This window comes from Micromonospora sp. NPDC005172 (assembly GCF_040608555.1).
Taxonomy (GTDB): Bacteria; Actinomycetota; Actinomycetes; order Mycobacteriales; family Micromonosporaceae; genus Micromonospora.
Window position 1 is genome coordinate 1 of sequence record NZ_JBEXIL010000037.1, and the last position, 18,370, is coordinate 18,370.

At 72.3% G+C, this 18,370-nt stretch carries 18 protein-coding genes; 6 read left to right on the forward strand and 12 right to left on the reverse strand.

Annotated elements, in window-relative coordinates; genetic code table 11:
* Window positions 1-118: 118 nt before the first annotated feature.
* The 3 genes from dxs to ABZV06_RS22995 form a co-directional block, all read right to left on the reverse strand.
* Complete coding sequence (gene dxs, locus ABZV06_RS22985; RefSeq protein WP_355624061.1) at window positions 119-2,068, reverse strand: 1-deoxy-D-xylulose-5-phosphate synthase; 1,950 nt, start codon at window positions 2,066-2,068, stop codon at window positions 119-121.
* Window positions 2,069-2,174: 106 nt separating this feature from the next.
* Window positions 2,175-3,413 (reverse strand): class I SAM-dependent RNA methyltransferase, encoded by a 1,239-nt coding sequence (locus ABZV06_RS22990; RefSeq protein ID WP_355624141.1) that lies wholly within the window; start codon window positions 3,411-3,413, stop codon window positions 2,175-2,177.
* Window positions 3,414-3,465: 52 nt separating this feature from the next.
* Entirely contained in the window at window positions 3,466-5,535 is a 2,070-nt protein-coding gene (locus ABZV06_RS22995; protein WP_355624144.1) for an APC family permease, read from the reverse strand.
* A 161-nt stretch (window positions 5,536-5,696) separates the two neighbouring features.
* On the opposite strand from ABZV06_RS22995, the gene ABZV06_RS23000 reads away from it, so the two are divergent.
* Window positions 5,697-6,362 carry a TrkA family potassium uptake protein gene (locus tag ABZV06_RS23000; protein ID WP_355234555.1) on the forward strand — a complete coding sequence of 222 codons (666 nt, stop codon included), beginning with the start codon at window positions 5,697-5,699 and terminating at the stop codon, window positions 6,360-6,362.
* Between the two features lie 3 nt (window positions 6,363-6,365).
* Window positions 6,366-7,055 carry a TrkA family potassium uptake protein gene (locus tag ABZV06_RS23005; protein WP_355234558.1) on the forward strand — a complete coding sequence of 230 codons (690 nt, stop codon included), beginning with the start codon at window positions 6,366-6,368 and terminating at the stop codon, window positions 7,053-7,055.
* A 27-nt stretch (window positions 7,056-7,082) separates the two neighbouring features.
* On the opposite strand, the gene ABZV06_RS23010 is transcribed toward ABZV06_RS23005, so the two are convergent.
* From ABZV06_RS23010 to dut, 4 genes are all read right to left on the reverse strand, one after another.
* Window positions 7,083-7,766, reverse strand: coding sequence for a DUF3159 domain-containing protein (locus ABZV06_RS23010; RefSeq protein WP_355234561.1), 684 nt, complete (start codon window positions 7,764-7,766; stop codon window positions 7,083-7,085).
* Window positions 7,767-7,791: 25 nt separating this feature from the next.
* A complete protein-coding gene (locus ABZV06_RS23015) occupies window positions 7,792-8,172 on the reverse strand; it encodes an OB-fold nucleic acid binding domain-containing protein (protein WP_355234564.1) in 381 nt (126 codons plus the stop codon).
* A 126-nt stretch (window positions 8,173-8,298) separates the two neighbouring features.
* Window positions 8,299-8,955, reverse strand: coding sequence for a DUF3710 domain-containing protein (locus ABZV06_RS23020; RefSeq protein WP_355234567.1), 657 nt, complete (start codon window positions 8,953-8,955; stop codon window positions 8,299-8,301).
* A 25-nt stretch (window positions 8,956-8,980) separates the two neighbouring features.
* Complete coding sequence (dut, locus tag ABZV06_RS23025; RefSeq protein ID WP_355234570.1) at window positions 8,981-9,517, reverse strand: dUTP diphosphatase; 537 nt, start codon at window positions 9,515-9,517, stop codon at window positions 8,981-8,983.
* 91 nt (window positions 9,518-9,608) lie between these two features.
* Between dut and ABZV06_RS23030 the strand changes: the two genes are divergently transcribed.
* Window positions 9,609-10,136 (forward strand): DUF3093 domain-containing protein, encoded by a 528-nt coding sequence (locus tag ABZV06_RS23030; protein WP_355234573.1) that lies wholly within the window; start codon window positions 9,609-9,611, stop codon window positions 10,134-10,136.
* 19 nt (window positions 10,137-10,155) lie between these two features.
* On the opposite strand, the gene ABZV06_RS23035 is transcribed toward ABZV06_RS23030, so the two are convergent.
* Window positions 10,156-10,953 carry a hypothetical protein gene (locus tag ABZV06_RS23035; RefSeq protein WP_355234576.1) on the reverse strand — a complete coding sequence of 266 codons (798 nt, stop codon included), beginning with the start codon at window positions 10,951-10,953 and terminating at the stop codon, window positions 10,156-10,158.
* Window positions 10,954-11,074: 121 nt separating this feature from the next.
* A complete protein-coding gene (locus ABZV06_RS23040) occupies window positions 11,075-11,371 on the reverse strand; it encodes a DUF4193 domain-containing protein (RefSeq protein ID WP_007075406.1) in 297 nt (98 codons plus the stop codon).
* A 435-nt stretch (window positions 11,372-11,806) separates the two neighbouring features.
* Between ABZV06_RS23040 and ABZV06_RS23045 the strand changes: the two genes are divergently transcribed.
* On the forward strand, window positions 11,807-12,325 hold the full coding sequence (locus ABZV06_RS23045) for a LytR C-terminal domain-containing protein (RefSeq protein ID WP_355234815.1): 519 nt from the start codon (window positions 11,807-11,809) through the stop codon (window positions 12,323-12,325).
* A gap of 31 nt (window positions 12,326-12,356) precedes the next feature.
* Here the strand turns inward: ABZV06_RS23045 and ABZV06_RS23050 are convergent, their stop codons facing one another.
* Window positions 12,357-13,178 (reverse strand): inositol monophosphatase family protein, encoded by an 822-nt coding sequence (locus ABZV06_RS23050; RefSeq protein ID WP_355624064.1) that lies wholly within the window; start codon window positions 13,176-13,178, stop codon window positions 12,357-12,359.
* Window positions 13,179-13,468: 290 nt separating this feature from the next.
* Between ABZV06_RS23050 and ABZV06_RS23055 the strand changes: the two genes are divergently transcribed.
* Together ABZV06_RS23055 and ABZV06_RS23060 are read left to right on the forward strand one after the other, a co-directional pair.
* Complete coding sequence (locus ABZV06_RS23055) at window positions 13,469-15,091, forward strand: RNA polymerase sigma factor (RefSeq protein WP_355234579.1); 1,623 nt, start codon at window positions 13,469-13,471, stop codon at window positions 15,089-15,091.
* A gap of 245 nt (window positions 15,092-15,336) precedes the next feature.
* Window positions 15,337-15,570 (forward strand): hypothetical protein, encoded by a 234-nt coding sequence (locus tag ABZV06_RS23060; RefSeq protein WP_355234582.1) that lies wholly within the window; start codon window positions 15,337-15,339, stop codon window positions 15,568-15,570.
* 231 nt (window positions 15,571-15,801) lie between these two features.
* On the opposite strand, the gene ABZV06_RS23065 is transcribed toward ABZV06_RS23060, so the two are convergent.
* On the reverse strand, window positions 15,802-17,535 hold the full coding sequence (locus ABZV06_RS23065) for a DEAD/DEAH box helicase (protein ID WP_355624067.1): 1,734 nt from the start codon (window positions 17,533-17,535) through the stop codon (window positions 15,802-15,804).
* 180 nt (window positions 17,536-17,715) lie between these two features.
* A complete protein-coding gene (locus ABZV06_RS23070; protein ID WP_355624070.1) occupies window positions 17,716-18,357 on the reverse strand; it encodes a trimeric intracellular cation channel family protein in 642 nt (213 codons plus the stop codon).
* Between the last annotated feature and the right edge of the window lie 13 nt (window positions 18,358-18,370).

The window sequence follows — 18,370 nt, forward strand, 5'->3', positions numbered from 1 at the left end:
CGGGCGGCGGTGTGGGGCGCGGCGGGTGGCGGGGAGGGGCGCGGTGTGGGGGGCCGGGTCGGCGCTGGACGGCGGGCTGCCCTCGGGGGGCTGCCCGCCGTCGTGACGTTCCGGGGGGCTAGTTCTGGGCTGCCGTCTTGCTGGCGGGGGTCAGGTGGTCCGGGGTGGCGTCCAGGCGGGAGATCCAGCCGGTGACGTCGCGGGCCACGTCCTGCGCGGTGAGGCCGAGGTCGGCGAGGATCTGCGCGCGGGTGCCGTGCGGGTGCCAGTCGGGCGGTACGCCCAGGTCCTTGAGTGGCACGCGGACGTCGGCGTCGCGCATCGCCTGGCCGAGAGCGTCACCGACACCCCCGACGCGGACCCCGTCCTCGATGCTGACCACGAGCCGGTGGCGGGCGGCCATGTCGACCAGCTCGGCCGGCACGGGGCGCACCCAGCGGGGGTCGACGACGGTGACGCCGTAGCCGTGCTCGGCGACCCGGGCGGCGACCTCCATGCCCATCTGGCCGAAGGCACCGACGGCGACGAGCAGCACGTCGGTACGTGCCGACTCGGCCAGTACGTCGACGGTGCCGACCCGGCGCAGCGCGGGCAGGTCGGTGGCGACCGAGCCGGTCGGGAAGCGCAGGACGGTCGGGCCGTCGTCGGTGGCCACCGCCTCCCGCAGCTCCTCCCGGAGCGTGGCGGCGTCACGGGGTGCCGCGATCCGCAGGCCGGGCACCACCCCGAAGACCGACATGTCCCAGATGCCGTAGTGGCTGGGGCCGTCGGGGCCGGTGATGCCCGCCCGGTCCAGCACGAAGGTCACCGGCAGCTTGTGCATCGCCACGTCCAGCAGGACCTGGTCGAAGGCGCGGTTGAGGAAGGTCGCGTAGACGGCGACGACCGGGTGCAGGCCACCGAGTGCCAGGCCGGCCGCCGAGGTGGCGGCGTGCTGCTCGGCGATGCCCACGTCGTACACCCGCTCGGGGTACTTGCGGGCCAACTTGGCGATGCCGGTCGGCTCGGCCATGGCGGCGGTGATGCCCACCACGTCGGGGCGTTCGTCGGCAACGGCCAGCAGTTCGTCCGAGAAGACGTGGGTCCACTTCACCGACGGGGCGGCCAGCAGCGTGCCGGTCTCCACGTCGAAGGCGCTGCTCGGGCCGTGCAGGCAGTCCGCCTCGTCCTCCTCGGCCGGGCGGTAGCCGTACCCCTTGCGGGTGACGGCGTGCACGATCACCGGGCCGCCGAAGTTCTTCGCCGCGCGCAGGGCCGACTCGACGGCCGCCACGTCGTGCCCGTCGACCGGGCCGACGTACTTGATGCCCAGGTCCTCGAACATGGCCTGCGGGGCGACGGCGTCCTTGATGCCCTTCTTGACCGCGTGCAGCACCTCGTACATCGGCTTGCCGACGAGCGGGGTGGAGCCGAGGGCGTCCTTGACGGTGTCGAGGACCTTCTCGTAGCCCGGGTTGAGCCGCAGCGAGGAGAGGTGGTCGGCCAGGCCGCCGATGGTCGGCGAGTAGGAGCGGCCGTTGTCGTTGACCACGATCACCAGCGAGTTGCCGGCGGTGGCGATGTTGTTCAGCGCCTCCCAGCACATGCCGCCGGTGAGCGCGCCGTCGCCGACCACGGCCACGACGCTGCGCTGCTCACCACGCAGGGCGTACGCCTTGGCGAGGCCGTCGGCGTAGGAGAGGGCGGTGGAGGCGTGCGAGTTCTCGATGAGGTCGTGCTCGCTCTCGGCCTGGCTGGGGTAGCCGGAGAGGCCGCCGCGCTGCCGGAGCTTGTCGAAGCCGGCCTGACGCCCGGTGAGGATCTTGTGCACGTACGCCTGGTGGCCGGTGTCGAACAGGAGCCGGTCCCGGGGGGAGTCGAAGACGCGGTGCATGGCCAGCGTCAGCTCGACCACACCGAGGTTGGGCCCGACGTGCCCGCCGGTGCGGGAGACCTTGGCGATCAGGAAGTCCCGGATCTCGGCGGCGAGCACTTCCAGCTCCTCGCCCGACATCCGCTTGACGTCCTGTGGACCGCGTACCGTCCCCAGCAGCCGACCGTGGTTGGCCGTGTCCTCTTCAACGCTCATGACCGGAGAGTCTATCGGCCGCCCGGTACTCCGCAGCCTGGCCCGAGCCGCTCGCGTCGAGCCGGCCGGCTGAGCGCCTGGTCAGGGGCGAATCCGCCGCCGGTCGCTACGCGGCGGCCGGCGGAAGCAGCAGTCCGACGCACTCGACGTGCTGCGTCATCGGGAACAGGTCGAAACCGCGCAGCGCAGCCAGGCGCCAGCCCAGCTCGGCGAAGGTGCGCACGTCCCGGGCGAACGCCGCCGGGTCACACGCCACGTACGCGACCGCCCGCGGGCCGGCGGCGGCCAGCGCGCGCACCACCGGGGCGCCGGCGCCGGAGCGCGGTGGATCGAGCACCACCACGTCGACCGGGCCGGTGATCCGTCGACGGGCCAGCGCGATCTCCACCCGGGCCGACAACACCTCGACGCGGGGCAGGTCGACCAGGTTCTCCCGGGCGGCGGCGACGCCCTGCGCGGAGGACTCCACCAGCGTCACCCGACCGGTTGCGCCGACGCGGGTGGCCAGCCCGGCGGCGAACAGTCCGGCACCGCCGTAGAGGTCCCAGGCGACCTCGCCCGGTCGGGGGTCGAGCAGCTCCAACACGGCCGTGTTCAGTGTGTCGGCCGCGGCCGGGTGCACCTGCCAGAAGGCGGACGCGGGCAGCGCCCAGTCCCGCCCGACGGCCACCTCACGCACCTCGGTCGGCCCGCTCACCGGGGTGGCGACCCCGTCGCGGACCTCGGCGACGCTCACGTCCGCGCCGCTGCTGGCGACGGTCTCCACCGCCTCGGCCGCCGGCCAGCGCGCGCCGCTCGGGCTGAGCACCGCAAGCTGCTGGATGGCCGGGTGCGCGATCCGGCACCTGTCGATCGGCACGACCTCGTGCGAACGGTGCTTGAGCAGGCCGGCACGGTCGGCGGCGTCGACCGCGTAGCGGACCCGCGTACGCCAGCCGAGCAGCCCACCCGGCAGCGCCTCGACCCGGACGCCGAGCCGGTCCAGTTCGGCGTCGGTGAGGCCGCCGAGGCGGGTCAGCTGCTCGCGCACCACGGTGGTCTTCCAGGCCAGCTGCGCGTCCGGGGCGACGTGTTGCAGGTCGCAGCCACCGCAGGCGCCCGGCTTCGCGTACGGACAGGGTGGCTCCACCCGGTCCGGCGAGGGGTCCAGCACGGTCACGGCGTCGGCGCGGACGAACCCCCGGTGCACCTCGGTGACCTCGGCGATCACCCGTTCTCCGGGCAGCGCGTGGCGGACGAACACCACCTGCCCGTCCACCCGGGCGACGCAGTGCCCGCCGGGTGCCACCGCGTCGACGGTCAGCTCGACCCGCTCCGCCTCGCCGAGGCCACGTTCGGCGGCCAACGCCAACGCCGATGCCGAGGCCGTCGACGCAGCAGCCGCAGCAGCCGCACGCTCAGTCACGGCCGTTCCCCCCCGTCTCGCTGTCCACCGGGCCGGCCTCGCCGGGCGCTGGCGCGGCCGCCGCCGCCGGCACGGTGCCCCGGGGCCCGCGCGCCGGTGTGTTGGAGAGCGTGGCGTCCAGCCGGTCCAGGTTCTTGCTCGCGGTCGAGGCGAGCTGCCACGGCACGCTGACCACCATCACCCCCGGCTCGAAGAGCAGCCGGCCCTTGAGGCGCAGCGCGCTCTGGTTGTGCAGCAGGTTCTCCCACCAGCGCCCCACCACGTACTCGGGGATGAAGACGGTGACCACGTCGCGCGGCGACGTACGGCGGGTGGAGGCGACGAAGTCCAGGATCGGCCGGGTGATCTCCCGGTACGGCGAGTCGACAACCGTGAGCGGGATCGCCATCTCCCGCCGCTCCCAGTCGGCCTGTAGGTCGCGGGTGTCCTTCTCGTCCACGTTGACGGTCACCGCGGTCAGCGTGTCCGGGCGGGTTGCCCGGGCGTACGCGACGGCCCGCAGCGTCGGCTGGTGCAGCTTGCTGACCAGCACGATCGCGTGGTTGCGCGCGGGCAGCACGGCCCGGCTCTCGGCCGGCGGGGTCAGCTCGGCGGCGACCTGGTCGTAGTGCCGGCGGATGGCCAGCATCAGCACGTAGATCACCGCCATCGCGGCGATGGCGATCCACGCGCCGAGCAGGAACTTGGTGATCAGGACGATCACCAGCACCGTGCCGGTCAGCGCCATGCCGAACGTGTTGATGGCCCGGGAGCGGTGCATCCGCTTGCGGGCCTCCGGATCGCGCTCGGTGCGCAGCCGCCGGTTCCAGTGCCGGATCATGCCAGCCTGGGAGACGGTGAACGAGACGAACACCCCGACGATGTAGAGCTGGATGAGCCGGGTCACCTCGGCCTGGAACCCGACGATCAACACGATCGCGAAGAGGGCGAGGAAGGTGATGCCGTTGGAGAAGGCCAGCCGGTCGCCCCGGGTGTGGAACTGGCGGGGCAGGTAGCGGTCCTGGGCGAGGATCGAGCCCAGCACCGGGAAGCCGTTGAACGCGGTGTTCGCCGCCAGGAAGAGGATGAGCGCGGTCATCCCGGCCACCACGTAGAGCAGGAACGAGCCGGCGCCGAAGACCGTCTCGCCGAGCTGGGTGGTGACCGTCTTCTGCACGTACCCGTCGGGGCCGGAGACGATCTGCAGGGCCGGGTCCTCGACGAACTGCAGGTGCGTCAGCCGGGCCAGCCAGATGATCCCGACGAGCAGGCTCACCGCGATCGCGCCCAGCAGCAGCAGCGTGGTGGCGGCGTTGCGGCTCTTCGGCGCCTTGAACGCGGGTACACCGTTGGAGATCGCCTCCACGCCGGTGAGCGCGGCGGCGCCTGAGCTGAACGTGCGCAGCAGCAGGAAGACCAGCGCGAAGCCGGTCACGCTGTGCTCGGCCTGGATGACCAGGTCGGCGCTGGGCGCACGGAGGTCGTCACCCAGGACGAAGACGCGGAACAGACCGGTGAGCAGCATTCCGCCCATGACGATCACGAAGCCGTAGGTGGGGATGGCGAACGCGGTGCCCGACTCGCGCAGCCCGCGCAGGTTGACCGCCGTCAGCAGGACCACTGCGACGACCGCGATCATGACCTTGTGGGTGGCCACGAACGGGACCACCGAGCCGAGGTTGGCCACGCCGGAGGAGACCGACACGGCCACCGTGAGCACGTAGTCGACCAGCAGGGCGCTGGCCACCCCGACGCCGAACTTCGGGCCGAGGTTGACCGTGGCCACCTCGTAGTCGCCGCCGCCGGAGGGGTAGGCGTGCACGTTCTGCCGGTAGCTGGCGACCACCGTGAGCATCACCACGACGACCGCGAAGGCGATCCACGGGGAGAACAGGAACGCCGACGCCCCGGCGATGGACAGGGTCAGCAGGATCTCGTCAGGCGCGTACGCGACGCTGGACAGCGCGTCGGAGGCGAAAACGGGCAGCGCGATGCGCTTCGGCAGGAGGGTGTGCTGCAGGCGGTCGGACCGGAACGGTCGACCGAGGAGCAGGCGCTTCAGCAGCGAGGTGGGACTGGCCACGAACGCCAAGAGTACGACCACCACGGTGAGAACGCGGGGGTGGGCGATCACGGCCTCTCGCGGCGGCGGGGTACGGTCGGTCCCCGCTCGCGATCGGGACGTGGCAGGCTCGCACTCGAAGCCACCGGCAGCGGGATGGTACGCACCTTGGGAGGGACAGCGTGCACGTCGTGATCATGGGTTGTGGGCGGGTCGGATCGACCCTCGCCCACAGCCTGGAGTCCCGGGGGCACTCGGTGGCGGTGATCGACCAGGACGCCGACGCCTTCCGCCGGCTCGGCCCCGACTTCGCCGGGATCACGGTGACCGGGGCGGGCTTCGACGGCGAGGTGCTGCGCCAGGCCGGCATCGAGCGGGCGGACGCCTTCGCGGCCGTCTCCAGCGGCGACAACTCCAACATCATCTCGGCGCGACTGGCCCGGGAGACCTTCGGCGTGTCCCGGGTGGCCGCCCGGATCTACGACCAGCGCCGGGCGCAGGTCTACGAGCGTCTCGGCATCCCCACCGTGGCGACGGTGCGGTGGACGGCCGACCGCATGCTGCGGCACCTCGTGCCCGAGGGCAACGTGGAGATCTTCCGCGACCCGACCAGCACCGTGTCGATCGTCGAGGTCCCCGTGCACAAGGAGTGGATCGGCCGTCCGGTGCGTGTGCTGGAGGAGGCGTCGGGTGCGCGGGTGGCCTATCTGATCCGCTTCGGCATCGGCACGCTGCCCACCGCGTCCACCCTCGTGCAGGAGGGTGACCAGGTGTTCATGCTGGTCAGCGACGACATCGTGGCGACGGTCACGGCGGTGGCGGCGACGCCGCCGGAAGGAGGGCACTGAGCCATGCGGATCGCCATCGCGGGCGCCGGCAACGTGGGTCGCTCGATCGCCCAGGAGCTGATCGAGAACGGCCACCAGGTGATGCTGATCGAGCGTCAACCGAAGATGCTCCGACCGGACCGGGTGCCCGCCGCCGAGTGGGTGCTGGCCGACGCGTGCGAGGTCGCCAGCCTGGAGGAGGCCAACGTCGCCGGCTGCGACGTGGTGGTCGCGGCCACCGGCGACGACAAGACCAACCTGGTGCTGTCGCTGCTGGCCAAGACCGAGTTCGCGGTGCCCCGCGTGGTCGCCCGGGTCAACCGGGCGGAGAACGAGTGGCTCTTCACCGAGCAGTGGGGCGTCGACGTCGCGGTGAGCAAGCCCCGGGTGATGGCCGCCCTGGTCGAGGAGGCGGTCACCGTCGGCGACCTGGTCCGGCTGATGACCTTCCGGCAGGGCGAGGCCAACCTCGTCGAGATCACCCTCCCGCCGACCGCCCCGTACGTCGGTCAGCCACTGCACGCCGTGCCGCTGCCCCGCGACTCCGCCCTGGTGGCGATCCTGCGCGGCAAGCGTGTCCTGGTGCCCAGCCCGGACGACCCGATCGAGGCCGGCGACGAGTTGATCTTCGTGTGCACCGCCGAGGTGGAGGACCAGGTCCGGGCTGTCATCCTCGGCCCGGACAGCGTCGAGCGGACCCGCGGCTCGCGCTGAGAGGGCCGGTGCGCCCGGCGCGGACTCTCAGGCGCCGGGCAGCGGGGTGGGTTGCGGCTCCCGGGTGACCCGGCGCACCGTCCAGACGGTGATGAGCAGCAGCAGCGCGTATGGCGGATAGCCCAGGGCCAGCCGGGCCACGCCCAGCGCCGTGTCCTGGTGGGCCAGGTAGAGCCCGGCCTGTACGCCCACCTTGGCGAGCCACACCACGCCCCAGAGCACGGTCAGCCGGGTGAAGACGCGTACCAGCTTCGGGTCGGCCCGCCACTCGGAGCGACCCTTGGCGACCAGCACCGACCAGATCCACCCGACGAGGGGCTGCCGGACGACCGCCGAGATCAGCAGCGCGATGCCGTAGCCGATGCCGTAGAGGATGCCGGGCAGGTAGAAGTCCCGCTCGTCACCGGTGCGCCACGCGATGGCGGCGCCGATGCCGACGCCGAACAGCCCGTTGACCGCGTGCCGGACCGGCCGGCGCTGGGCCAGCCGCAACCCGGCGATCACCAGCGCGACGGCCACCGAGGCGATCACGGCGGGCCGCAGGTCACCGATGATGTTGGCGAGTACGAAGACGACCACCGGGATGCTGGACTCCACCAACCCGCGCCAACCGCCGAGCTGGTCGGCCATCTGCTCGGCGATCGTCGGCAGCGCCTCGTCGTCCTCCGGGCCCGTCTCCGGCTGTGCCGCCCGGTGCTGTCCCGTCGTCATGGCCGGCCTTCCGTCTGCGGCGCCGTCACTTCGGCGAGTCCAGCTCGTAGTACGGGTTGTAGATGACCTTGCGGTCGTCGCGCACCGCCACCCGGCCACGCGCGGTCAGGTGCCGCCCCGGCTCGATACCGGAGATGTGCCGCCGACCCAGCCAGACCAGGGTGACGACATCGCTGCCGTCGTAGAGGTCGGCCTCCAGCGTGGGCAGGTTGGTGCGGGGCGTGTAGACGACGGTGCGCAGCCGACCGGCGACCGAGACCAGCTGGCCCCGGGAGCACTGCTGGGCCAGGACTCCGCCGCACTCGGCGCTCTCCTGGCGCAGCTCCTGCGCGTCGATCTCGGCCTCGCTGGCGGTGAACCGTTGCAGGATGCGCCGCAGCGACACCTTGCTCTCGTCGGTCGTCATGACCTCCGCGTCACCCTCTCCACGCTCGCCGGCTCGCGCCGGGACCGGCCCAGCTCCGGCGACGCCGGAACCGTCCCGCCAGCGTACGCCGACAGGGCCGGTTCCGGCGCTCCGGTGCGCGGTCGGTCAGACCTGGCGGGTCTCGGAGTCGGCGGACGCGTCCCCGGCCTGGTCGGCGATCTCCCGGGGCAGGCGCAGCGGCAGCGGCTCACGGACCGGCTTCGCCTCCTGGCCACGGTCGACCACCAGGCCTTCCAGGCACTCGGTGAGCGGGACCGAGCTGGCCGGATCGATGGCCACCGGGCCCTGGAAGACGCCACGGACCATCCAGCGCGGCCCGTCGACGCCGACGAACCGCAGGTTGGTCGGGCCGTCCGGGGTCCGCACCTGGGCGTGCAGCTCCGGGCCGTACTCGCCGTCGACCTCCTGGGCGGAGGCGCCGTCGTTCACCAGCGACTGCCGGATCTCCTCGCGCACCTCGTCCCAGATGCCCTCGGAGCGGGGGGCCGCGAAGACGCCGAGCTGCAACGCGTTGTCCCCGTGCACCAGCACGACCTGCTGGACCACGCCCTGCGGGTCGGCCTGCACCCGCACCTCCACCTCGGCGACCGCCGGGATGTGCAGGCTGCCCAGGTCGAGGCGCTGCACCTCGTCGTCGACCTCGGAGATGTCGTACGGCCCACGCACCAGCGCCGGCGCCGCCGCGCCCTCGCCGAGGACATCGGTGGCCCGCTCGTCGCGGGTGTGCCGTCCGGCATCGGCCCGCTTTCGGGAGAAGATCACTGCGCCCACCCTCCGCTGTTCACAATCACCCTGCCATCTCTTCCGTCTGCCCGCGGCCCGGCTCGTCCGGTCGCTGGTCGGCCCACTCCTGGCCGACCGGCGACGGCACCAGCTGAGCGTGCCCGCCGGTCGAGCCGTGCCCGCCGGTCCCGCGCGCGGACCCGGGCAGTTCGGCCACCGGCTCGAACCGCGCCCGCGCCACCCGCTGGACCACGAGCTGGGCGATCCGGTCGCCGCGGGAGATCTTCGCGGGCGTTTCCCGATCATGGTTGATCAGGTTGACCATGATCTCACCCCGATAGCCGGCGTCGACCGTACCGGGCGCGTTGAGCACCGTCACGCCGAGCCTGGCCGCCAGGCCGGACCGGGGGTGGACCAGGCCCACGTACCCGTCCGGCAGGGCGACGGCGACGCCGGTGGGCACCAGGGCCCGGCCGCCGGGTGGCAGCTCCACGTCCGCGGCGGCCACCAGGTCGGCCCCGGCATCGCCAGGATGGGCGTACGTGGGCAGCGGCAGCTCGGTGTCGAGCAGCCGTACGGGCACGGGTACGACGTCGGTCACGGGTCCCCTCTTCGGTCCGGTTGTCTCCGGTGACCCTGCCATCCTGCCGGTTGGCCGGCCCGCCGTGCGCCGTACCCTCGCAGGAGTGAGCATGTCGCCCTCCCCGTCTGCCGATCGGCCGCCGGTCCCGGCCCGTCCGGCGTACGCCGAACGGCTGGACCTGCCCTGGTGGCTGTGGCTGACCGGGCTGGTCGCCGCCGCGCTGCTGGCCGTCGAGATCTGGATGGGCGGCCCCGGCGCCCGCGCCTGGCTGCCCTTCGTGGTGCTGCTCCCGGTCACCGCCGTCGGGCTGTGGTGGCTGGGTCGGATCCGGGTGGCGGTCGTCGACGGCGAGCTGCGGGTGGACGACGCCCGGCTGCCGGCGCGCTTCGTGGCCGACGTGGTCCCGTTGGACTCGTCCGGCCGCCGCGAGGTGCTCGGGGTCGGCGCGGACCCGCTCGCCTTCGTGGTGCAGCGACCCTGGGTCGGCGGCGCCGTGCAGGTCGTGCTCGACGACCCGGCCGACCCCACGCCGTTCTGGGTGGTGAGCAGCAGGCATCCGGTCGAGCTGGCCGAGGCGGTGCTGACCGCGCGGGACGCCGCCCGACCCACCGACCGTACGGCCGGCGAGCCGGGCTGACCGACGCCGGAGGTCCGCCTCAGGTGCCCGTCGGCGGGCCGGGCAGGGCTGTCGGTGGCGCCGGGCGGGCGATGCCGCGACGGCGCAGGTCCGTCTGGAGCTGGTCGGCCATCTGCCGGGTGGCCCGACGGTTGAGGAAGCTGGCCACCGCCGCGCCGGTGAGGAACGGTCCGAGGGTGGTGAGGTTGCGCCCGAGACGGCGCAGCAGCATGTCCCGCATCTCCTTGCGGGCGGCGGTGCCGAGCACCGCGCCGACGCCCACGCCGGGCACCATCGGGTTGACGCCGCGCTGAGTGGCCCAGGCATGCACCAGGGCCGCCGCCCGCTGGCCACCGGTGTCGGGCAGCGCCACGCCGTGGATCTCGTGCAGCTCGCCGATCAGCTTCAGCTCCACCGCCACGACGGCGACGGTCTCGGCGGCGAGCAGCACGGGCGCGGTGAGCAGGGTGGGCGTGACCGCCCACTCGACGGCGGCGACTCCCCCGCCGGCCGCGCCGATCCCGGCCGTGGTGCGGGAGGCGTTGCGGATCAGTCGCTCGGCCAGGGCGGCGTCGTCCAGGCCGGGAAAGTGTCGGCGCAGCGTGGCCAGGTCCCGCACCGGCACGTGCGGAGCTATCTCGGCCACCGTGTCGACCATCCAGCGCACGGCGGCACGGGGCTTGAACAGGTCGGAGATGCCCCGGCTGCGGGCCTGGGACACCATCCGGGTGAGCAGTTGGCGTCGCCGGGCCGGCGCGATGTCGTCCTCGGTCAACGCCGCGACGGTAGCGCCGAGGTCGTCCGCGCCGCCGTCGGTGGTGTCGCCTCGATCGCTCATGGGTGGAACCTCCCGGTGCTGTGGTTTACCCGCTACGAGTCAAGCAGGTACCCACCGGCGTCGCACGCCTACACCGGTAGCGGCGGCCCCGATCAGGAGGCCGCCGCCGGTGTCGCGAGTGTCAGACGCACTCTCGGCAGATCAGCTCGCCGTTGCGCTCGACCGCCAGCTGGCTGCGATGGTGGACCAGGAAGCAGCGGGCGCACCGGAACTCGTCCTGCTGCATCGGTAGCACCTTGACAGTGAGCTCCTCGTCGGCCAGGTCGGCACCGGGCAGCTCGAAGCTCTCGGCGACCTCGGCCTCGTCGACGTCCACCGCGCCCGACTGTGAGTCGACGCGTCGGGCCTTGAGCTCTTCCAGGCTGTCCTCGCCGAGGTCGACCTCGTCGCGACGCGGGGCGTCGTAGTCGGTGGCCATCGGATGTCACTCTCCCATATCGATGTTGTCGCTTCCGGTTGTAACGCCGGACGACGCTGTTTCGGTTCCGCTGGCCGGCAACCACTTGTGTCGGGCACCCGACCCGCGGGACCGTACGGGTCGGGACCGCTGGGGCCACTCCCCTGCGAGCGCGGAACCTTACCCCCCCTTGGGCGAGGCATGTATACCGCCCTTGCGGCTGAGATGTACGCCCCCGCACGCGAAGTTGTTCCCAATGTGATTCAGGCGACACGAAGATAGGGGTAGTAGTACCCGGTTCCCGGTCGGCGCGCCGGCATGTCGGACTGTTTCCACGCGACGGCCGGACAACCGTTAACCTCAGCGGCGTATTCGACGGCCGGCGGTCAGTGCGATCGTTGGCGGCCGCCACCACCCACCTGAAGTCCCGGGAGCGCCCAGATGAGTTTTGCGCGAGTGCGAGCACTCGTCGTCGTCGGCCTGCTGGGGGTCCTGGCGCTGGCGTTCGTGATCACCGCGATCGTCCGTGACACCCAGGGCGAGGCCGGCGCCGCGGGCGGCTGCCCGGACGGTTGGCCGCTGGCCGACGTCACCCTGCACGAACCCAAGGACGTCAAGATCAACGTGTTGAACGCGACCGACGAGCCGGGCCGGGCGGGCGCTGTCGCCGACGACTTCCGCAACCGCAAGTTCCAGGTCAAGAAGGTCGGCAACGCACCCAAGGGCATCGACGACGTCGCCGTGCTGAAGTTCGGCCCGAAGGGCGTCAGCTCCGCCCACCTGCTGAAGGCGTACTTCCTCAACAACGCCGAGCCGGTCTACGACGAGAAGCGGACCGACGACACCGTGGACGTCGTGCTGGGCAACGGCTTCCAGCAGCTCGCCACCACCACCGAGGTCAACCAGTCCCTCGGTGACCTGGGCCCGCCGGTCGCGCCGGCCGGCTCCTGCCCGTCCCCCGCCGCCAAGAAGTGACGGCCTGACCGGCGGCTCCTGCCCTGCGGGGTCAGGGGCCGCCGGAGGCGTCCAGGGCGGCCAGCCGGTCGTGCAGCCCGGCGAAGAGGGCCGGTGGGGCCGCGATGACCAGGTCCGGACCGGCCGGGCGACCGGCCAGGCCGGCGACCCGCGCGCCCGCCTCGGCGGCGACCAGCCCGCCGGCGGCCTGGTCCCAGGCCGACAGCCCCTTCTCGAAGTACGCGTCCAGTCGCCCCTCCGCCACCATGCAGAGGTCCAGGGCGGCGGCCCCGAGGCGGCGGATGTCGCGTACCGACGCGATCAGCCCGGCCACCACCGACGCCTGGTGGGCTCGCCGGCCGGCGTCATAGCCGAAGCCGGTGCCGACCAGCGCCTGCCCCAGGTCGGTCTCCCCGGAACAGCGCAGCCGGACGCCGTCGCGCCACGCCCCGCCACCGGCCGTGGCGGTCCACTCCTCACCGGTGTGCACGTTGCGCACCACGCCGGCGACCACCACCCCGTCCACCTCGGCGGCCAGCGACACCGCGCTGTACGGCAACCCGTAGAGGTAGTTCACGGTGCCGTCGATCGGGTCGACGATCCATCGCACGCCGCCCGGCGCCACCGGACCGGTGTCGCTGGTGCCGTACTCCTCGCCCAGGACGGTGTCCCCTGGTCGGAGCCGGCGCAGCGCGTCGAGGACCTGCCGCTCGACGGCCCGGTCCGCGGCCGTGACCACGTCGGTGACCGTGCTCTTGGTCGCCGCCACCGAGACGCCCTCGACCCGCATCCGGTACGCGGTCGCCGCGGCGTCCCGCGCCACCTCGATCGCGATCGACAACAATTCCCGCGAAGGCGGTGCCGAACGGTCCATTCCAGGGTCCCCTTCCCGCACGACCGAGGCGTTGCGGGCCATGCGCGAGTATCATCCTTACAAAGTCCACATCTACGTCGAATCGGCGGTCCCGCCGCCGTTACGCCGTGCGGCGCAGGATGATCGCCGCAGACGGCGTTACAATTCACCCCTGCCCACGCGCCACGGGCCGCCGAGACACCGGCCGGCCCGGGACACGGGGGTTCCTCAACCACATCGCCCGGCCCGGCTGCCCCACGCCATGCCGGACGACCCGGCCGTGCCCGCTCTTCGCCTCCGGAAGGTCATTCGTGACAGAACCCCGCCAGCCCGGCGCCGACGTTCGCTCGCTCACCGACACCCTGATCGCCCACGCGCAGAGCGCTGGCGGTCAGCTCACGTCGGCTCAGCTCGCGCGCACCGTCGAGACCGCCGAGGTGACTCCGGCCCAGGCCAAGAAGATCCTGCGGGCGCTCTCCGAGGCGGGAGTGACCGTGGTGGTGGACGGCTCGGCGAGCACCCGCCGCCGGGTCGCCGCGGCTCGCTCGACGACCCCCGCGTCCCGAGCCACCACCGCCAAGACGACCAAGAAGGCCGCCGCTCCCGCCCCGAAGCAGGCGCCCGCCTCCGACGACGCGCCGTCGACGCCGGCTCCCCGCAAGGTGGCCGCCCGCAAGGCCGCCGGCAGCACCGCCGAGGTCGCCGCCGCCGCGGCCACCCCGGCCAAGGCGACGAAGTCCACCCGCGCGACCAAGGCGACGGTCGCCGCGGCGGCCGGCGCCAAGTCGGTCAAGGCCGGCGGCAAGGCCAAGGGTGAGGGCGAGGCCGCCGACGGCGAGATCGACCCGGAGGAACTCGCCGCCACCATCGAGGACGTGGTGGTGGAGGAGCCGGCCGAGCTGGCCCAGGCCGCCGAGACGGACGCCGCCGCGTCGGCCACCGACAACGACTTCGAGTGGGACGACGAGGAGTCCGAGGCCCTCAAGCAGGCCCGGCGCGACGCCGAGCTGACGGCCTCCGCCGACTCCGTCCGGGCGTACCTGAAGCAGATCGGCAAGGTCCCGCTGCTCAACGCCGAGCAGGAGGTGGAGCTGGCCAAGCGGATCGAGGCCGGGCTCTACGCCGCCGAGCAGCTGCGCGCGGCCGACGAGAGCGAGGACAAGCTCGCCCGGGAGATGGTCCGCGACCTGGGCTGGATCTCCCGCGACGGCGAGCGCGCCAAGAACCACCTGCTCGAGGCGAACCTCCGTCTCGTCGTGTCCCTGGCCAAGCGGTACACCGGGCGCGGCATGGCCTTCCTCGACCTGATCCAGGAGGGCAACCTCGGCCTCATCCGGGCGGTCGAGAAGTTCGACTACACCAAGGGCTACAAGTTCTCCACGTACGCCACCTGGTGGATCCGGCAGGCCATCACCCGCGCCATGGCCGACCAGGCCCGCACCATCCGCATCCCGGTGCACATGGTGGAGGTCATCAACAAGCTCGGCCGCATACAGCGTGAGCTGCTCCAGGACCTGGGCCGCGAGCCCACTCCCGAGGAGCTGGCCAAGGAGATGGACATCACACCCGAGAAGGTGCTGGAGATCCAGCAGTACGCTCGGGAGCCCATCTCGCTGGACCAGACCATCGGTGACGAGGGTGACAGCCAGCTCGGTGACTTCATCGAGGACTCCGAGGCTGTTGTCGCCGTCGACGCCGTCTCGTTCTCGCTCCTGCAGGACCAGCTCCAGCAGGTGCTGCAGACGCTCTCCGAGCGGGAGGCGGGCGTCGTACGCCTGCGCTTCGGCCTGACCGACGGTCAGCCGCGGACGCTGGACGAGATCGGTCAGGTCTACGGGGTGACCCGGGAGCGGATCCGCCAGATCGAGTCCAAGACGATGTCGAAGCTGCGGCACCCGTCGCGGTCACAGGTTCTCCGGGATTACCTGGACTGAGCCTGTTTCGTCAACCGAGCGTGTCGTTTTGACCACCTGGTGTGCAACGCCAGATGGTGATCGTCCGGATGCACGAATGTGATCGTTGACGTGGCACCCTGGGTTCACGGCACACTGTCCCTGCCAGGTGTGACCTCGGTCCCCCGCGGGCACACAGGGAAGGCAAGGCCCAGCACGGGTGTTGCACGATAGGTGAGCAACGACCGAAGAGATTGTTCATCGGTGACGACCAGAGGAGGAAGGCGATGACCCCGACCCTCACGCCGCCGCCCGAGACGGTGGCTCCCCCAGCCGCCGATGAACGGTGCGACCGCTGCAATGCTGCCGGCAAGCTCCGGATCACTCTCTCGGGTGGGAGCGAGTTGGTGTTCTGTGGGCACCACGCGAACAAGTACGCGGAGGATCTCGTGAAGATCACCGTTCGGTTCGCGACGGACCCCGAGTTCAGCTGGCGTGGCGCCGATCTGATGGCGAACTAAGTCCGCAAACCGACATAGCCGACCGGAGGTACCCCACGGGGTGCCTCCGGTCGGCTTTTTCCTGCCCGGCCTGCGCCGCGCCCACCTGCCCTCGGAGGGGCCGGCAAGATCCGCGCATCTTCGGGGATGTCGCTGCCTCCCCGTGCTCCGGAAGCAGCAACATCCCCGAAGTTGTGCGGATCTCCAACCCGCCGCCCCCAAGATCTCCCGGGGGTCCTGGGGCGCGCGGAGCTAGAGGGTCTGGATGGTGGCGATGCGTTCCTCGAGCTGCTCGATGGTGGCCTGGGCGCTCGGCGGTCCGCCACAGAGCCGGCGCAGCTCGGCGTGGATCTTGCCGTGCGGTTGGCCGGAGCGGTGGTGCCGGGCGGCCACCAGAGCGTTGAGTTGGCGCCGGAGCGCCACACGGCGCTGGGCGGCGCTCATGGGTACCGGCGGCGCTGCCGAGGGCGCAGCGGCCGGCTGAGCGGCCCGCTCGGCGGTACGGCGCCGCTGGGCGGCGAGTTGGTCGGCCTGCCGCTTGGTGAGCAGTAGGGAAACCTGGTCGGTGGTGAGCAGACCGGGCAGTCCGAGGTATTCCTCCTCCTCGGGGGTGCCGGCCTGGGCGGCGGTCCCGAAGGATGCGCCGTCGAAGATCACCTGATCCAGTTCGGCGGTGGCGGAGAGGGCGGCGAAGCGCTTCTCCAACTCCCCGCTGGCCTGCTCGTCGCGCTGCGCGCGTTCCAGCAGGTCGTCGTCGAGGCCGTCGGAGTCCTTGGGTTTGCCCAGGACGTGGTCCCGCTCGTTCTCCATCTCGCTGGCCAGCCCGAGCAGGTGGGGCACGCTGGGCAGGAAGACCGAGGCGGTCTCGCCGGGGCGGCGGGCCCGCACGAACCGGCCGATCGCCTGGGCGAAGTAGAGCGGCGTGCTGGCGCTGGTGGCGTAGACACCCACCGCCAGTCGGGGGATGTCGACGCCCTCGGACACCATCCGCACCGCGACCAGCCACCGCTGGTCGGACGCCCCGAACGTCGCAATCCGCGCGGACGCGCCCTGGTCGTCGGAGAGGACCACGGCGGCCTTCTCACCGGTTACCTGCTCGATCAGCTTGGCGTACGAGCGGGCGGTCTGCTGGTCGGTGGCGATGATCAGACCACCGGCGTCGGGCATCCCGGCGTTGCGCAGCACGGTGAGACGGGCGTCGGCGGCGCGCAGCACCTGCGGCATCCAGTCCCCCGCCGGGTCCAGGGCGGTACGCCACGCCTGCGCCACCAGATCCTGGGTCATCGGCTCGCCGAGGCGTGCCGCCAACTCGTCCCCCGCGTTGGTGCGCCACCGGGTCTCCCCCGAGTACGCCAGGAAGAGCACCGGCCGGACGACCCCGTCGCGGAGCGCGTCGGCGTAGCCGTACACCGAGTCGGCGTGGGAGCGCAGCAGCCCGTCACCGCCCCGCTCGTAGCTGACGAACGGGATCGGGTTGTCGTCGGAGCGGAACGGCGTCCCGGTGAGCATCAGCCGCCGTACGGCCGGCTCGAAGGCCGCCTTGACCCCGTCACCCCAGGTACGGGAGTCGCCGGCATGGTGGATCTCGTCGAGGATGACCAGGGTGCGACGGGTCATGGTGCGTCGACGGTGCACCTGCGGCGCCATGCCCACCTGGGCGTACGTGATCACCGCACCGTGGAAGTCGGCGGCCGAGTGCACGTCGGCGTTGCGGAACGCGGCGTCGAGCTGGATGCCCACCCGGGCCGCGGCCTCGGCCCACTGGGTCTTCAGGTGCTCGGTCGGCGCGACAACGGTGACCGCCTCGATGGTCCCGTCGGCGAGCAGTTCGGCCGCGATGCGCAGGGCGAAGGTGGTCTTGCCGGCGCCCGGCGTGGCGACCGCGGTGAAGTCGTCGGTACGTCGGCGCAGGTACTCCACCAGGGCTTTGCGCTGCCACGCACGCAGTGCCGGGAACGTCTCGAGCACCGGCGTCCGGGCTGCCACGCGAAAGCTCCTCTCCGACCGCACGACGGCGGACACCGGGCGAGGGCCACGAGTACCGCCGCCCATGAAAACGCCCTCGCGCAGAAGCTGCCGCGAAGGCCGACTCAGCATAACCAGCGCGCGCCCGTGGGCCCAGGCGACGCCACGCCTGTCACATCCGCCACCTCGGCACGGCGGGTCTCACCACGGTTCGCCGGTGTGTGGCGGCCGCAGCGTCGCCACCGGCGCGGACCAGCGTCGCCGCAGCGCGATCAGGCGCAGCCCGAAGACCAGGACGGCGGCGGCGGTGAGCGGCACCGGGCCGGTCTGGCCGGTGACGTACAGCAGCACCACCAGGACCGAGCCGGCCAGCGCCGCCACCGCGTAGATCTCCCGGCGCAGCACCACCGGGATCTCCGCGGTCAGCAGGTCCCGGCCGAGACCGCCCCCGATCGCGGTCAGCATGCCGATCAGGCAGGCGCCGACGGCCGGCACCCGGGCGTCGAGCGCCTTGAGCGTGCCGGTGACGGTGAACAGCGCGAGACCCGCCGCGTCGAGCACCAGCACTGTGGTGCGCAGCCGGGCGAGTTGGGGGTGCAGCCAGAAGACGGCGAGCGCGGTGACCGCGGCGGTCGTGGCGTACCGCCAGTCGGCGAAGGCCAGCGGCGGCACCTCGTCGATGACCAGGTCGCGCAAGATGCCGCCGCCGAGCGCGGCCACGAAGCCGACGAACGCGACGCCGAAGAGGTCGAGCCGTTTGGCCACCGCGGCCGAGGCCCCGGAGGCGGCGAACACCGCGACCCCGGTCAGGTCGGCGAGGAGCAGGGCGGTGGAGGTGGTCACCGCCGCAGGCTAC

Excerpts from the sequence above, each read along its gene's own strand:
- dxs (WP_355624061.1), bottom strand. The coding sequence starts at position 2,068 with ATGAGCGTTGAAGAGGACACGGCCAACCACGGTCGGCTGCTGGGGACG.
- ABZV06_RS23005 (WP_355234558.1), top strand. The coding sequence starts at position 6,366 with ATGCGGATCGCCATCGCGGGCGCCGGCAACGTGGGTCGCTCGATCGCC.
- ABZV06_RS23010 (WP_355234561.1), bottom strand. The coding sequence starts at position 7,766 with ATGACGACGGGACAGCACCGGGCGGCACAGCCGGAGACGGGCCCGGAG.
- ABZV06_RS23015 (WP_355234564.1), bottom strand. The coding sequence starts at position 8,172 with ATGACGACCGACGAGAGCAAGGTGTCGCTGCGGCGCATCCTGCAACGG.
- ABZV06_RS23030 (WP_355234573.1), top strand. The coding sequence starts at position 9,609 with ATGTCGCCCTCCCCGTCTGCCGATCGGCCGCCGGTCCCGGCCCGTCCG.
- ABZV06_RS23035 (WP_355234576.1), bottom strand. The coding sequence starts at position 10,953 with ATGAGCGATCGAGGCGACACCACCGACGGCGGCGCGGACGACCTCGGC.
- ABZV06_RS23040 (WP_007075406.1), bottom strand. The coding sequence starts at position 11,371 with ATGGCCACCGACTACGACGCCCCGCGTCGCGACGAGGTCGACCTCGGC.
- ABZV06_RS23050 (WP_355624064.1), bottom strand. The coding sequence starts at position 13,178 with ATGGACCGTTCGGCACCGCCTTCGCGGGAATTGTTGTCGATCGCGATC.
- ABZV06_RS23060 (WP_355234582.1), top strand. The coding sequence starts at position 15,337 with ATGACCCCGACCCTCACGCCGCCGCCCGAGACGGTGGCTCCCCCAGCC.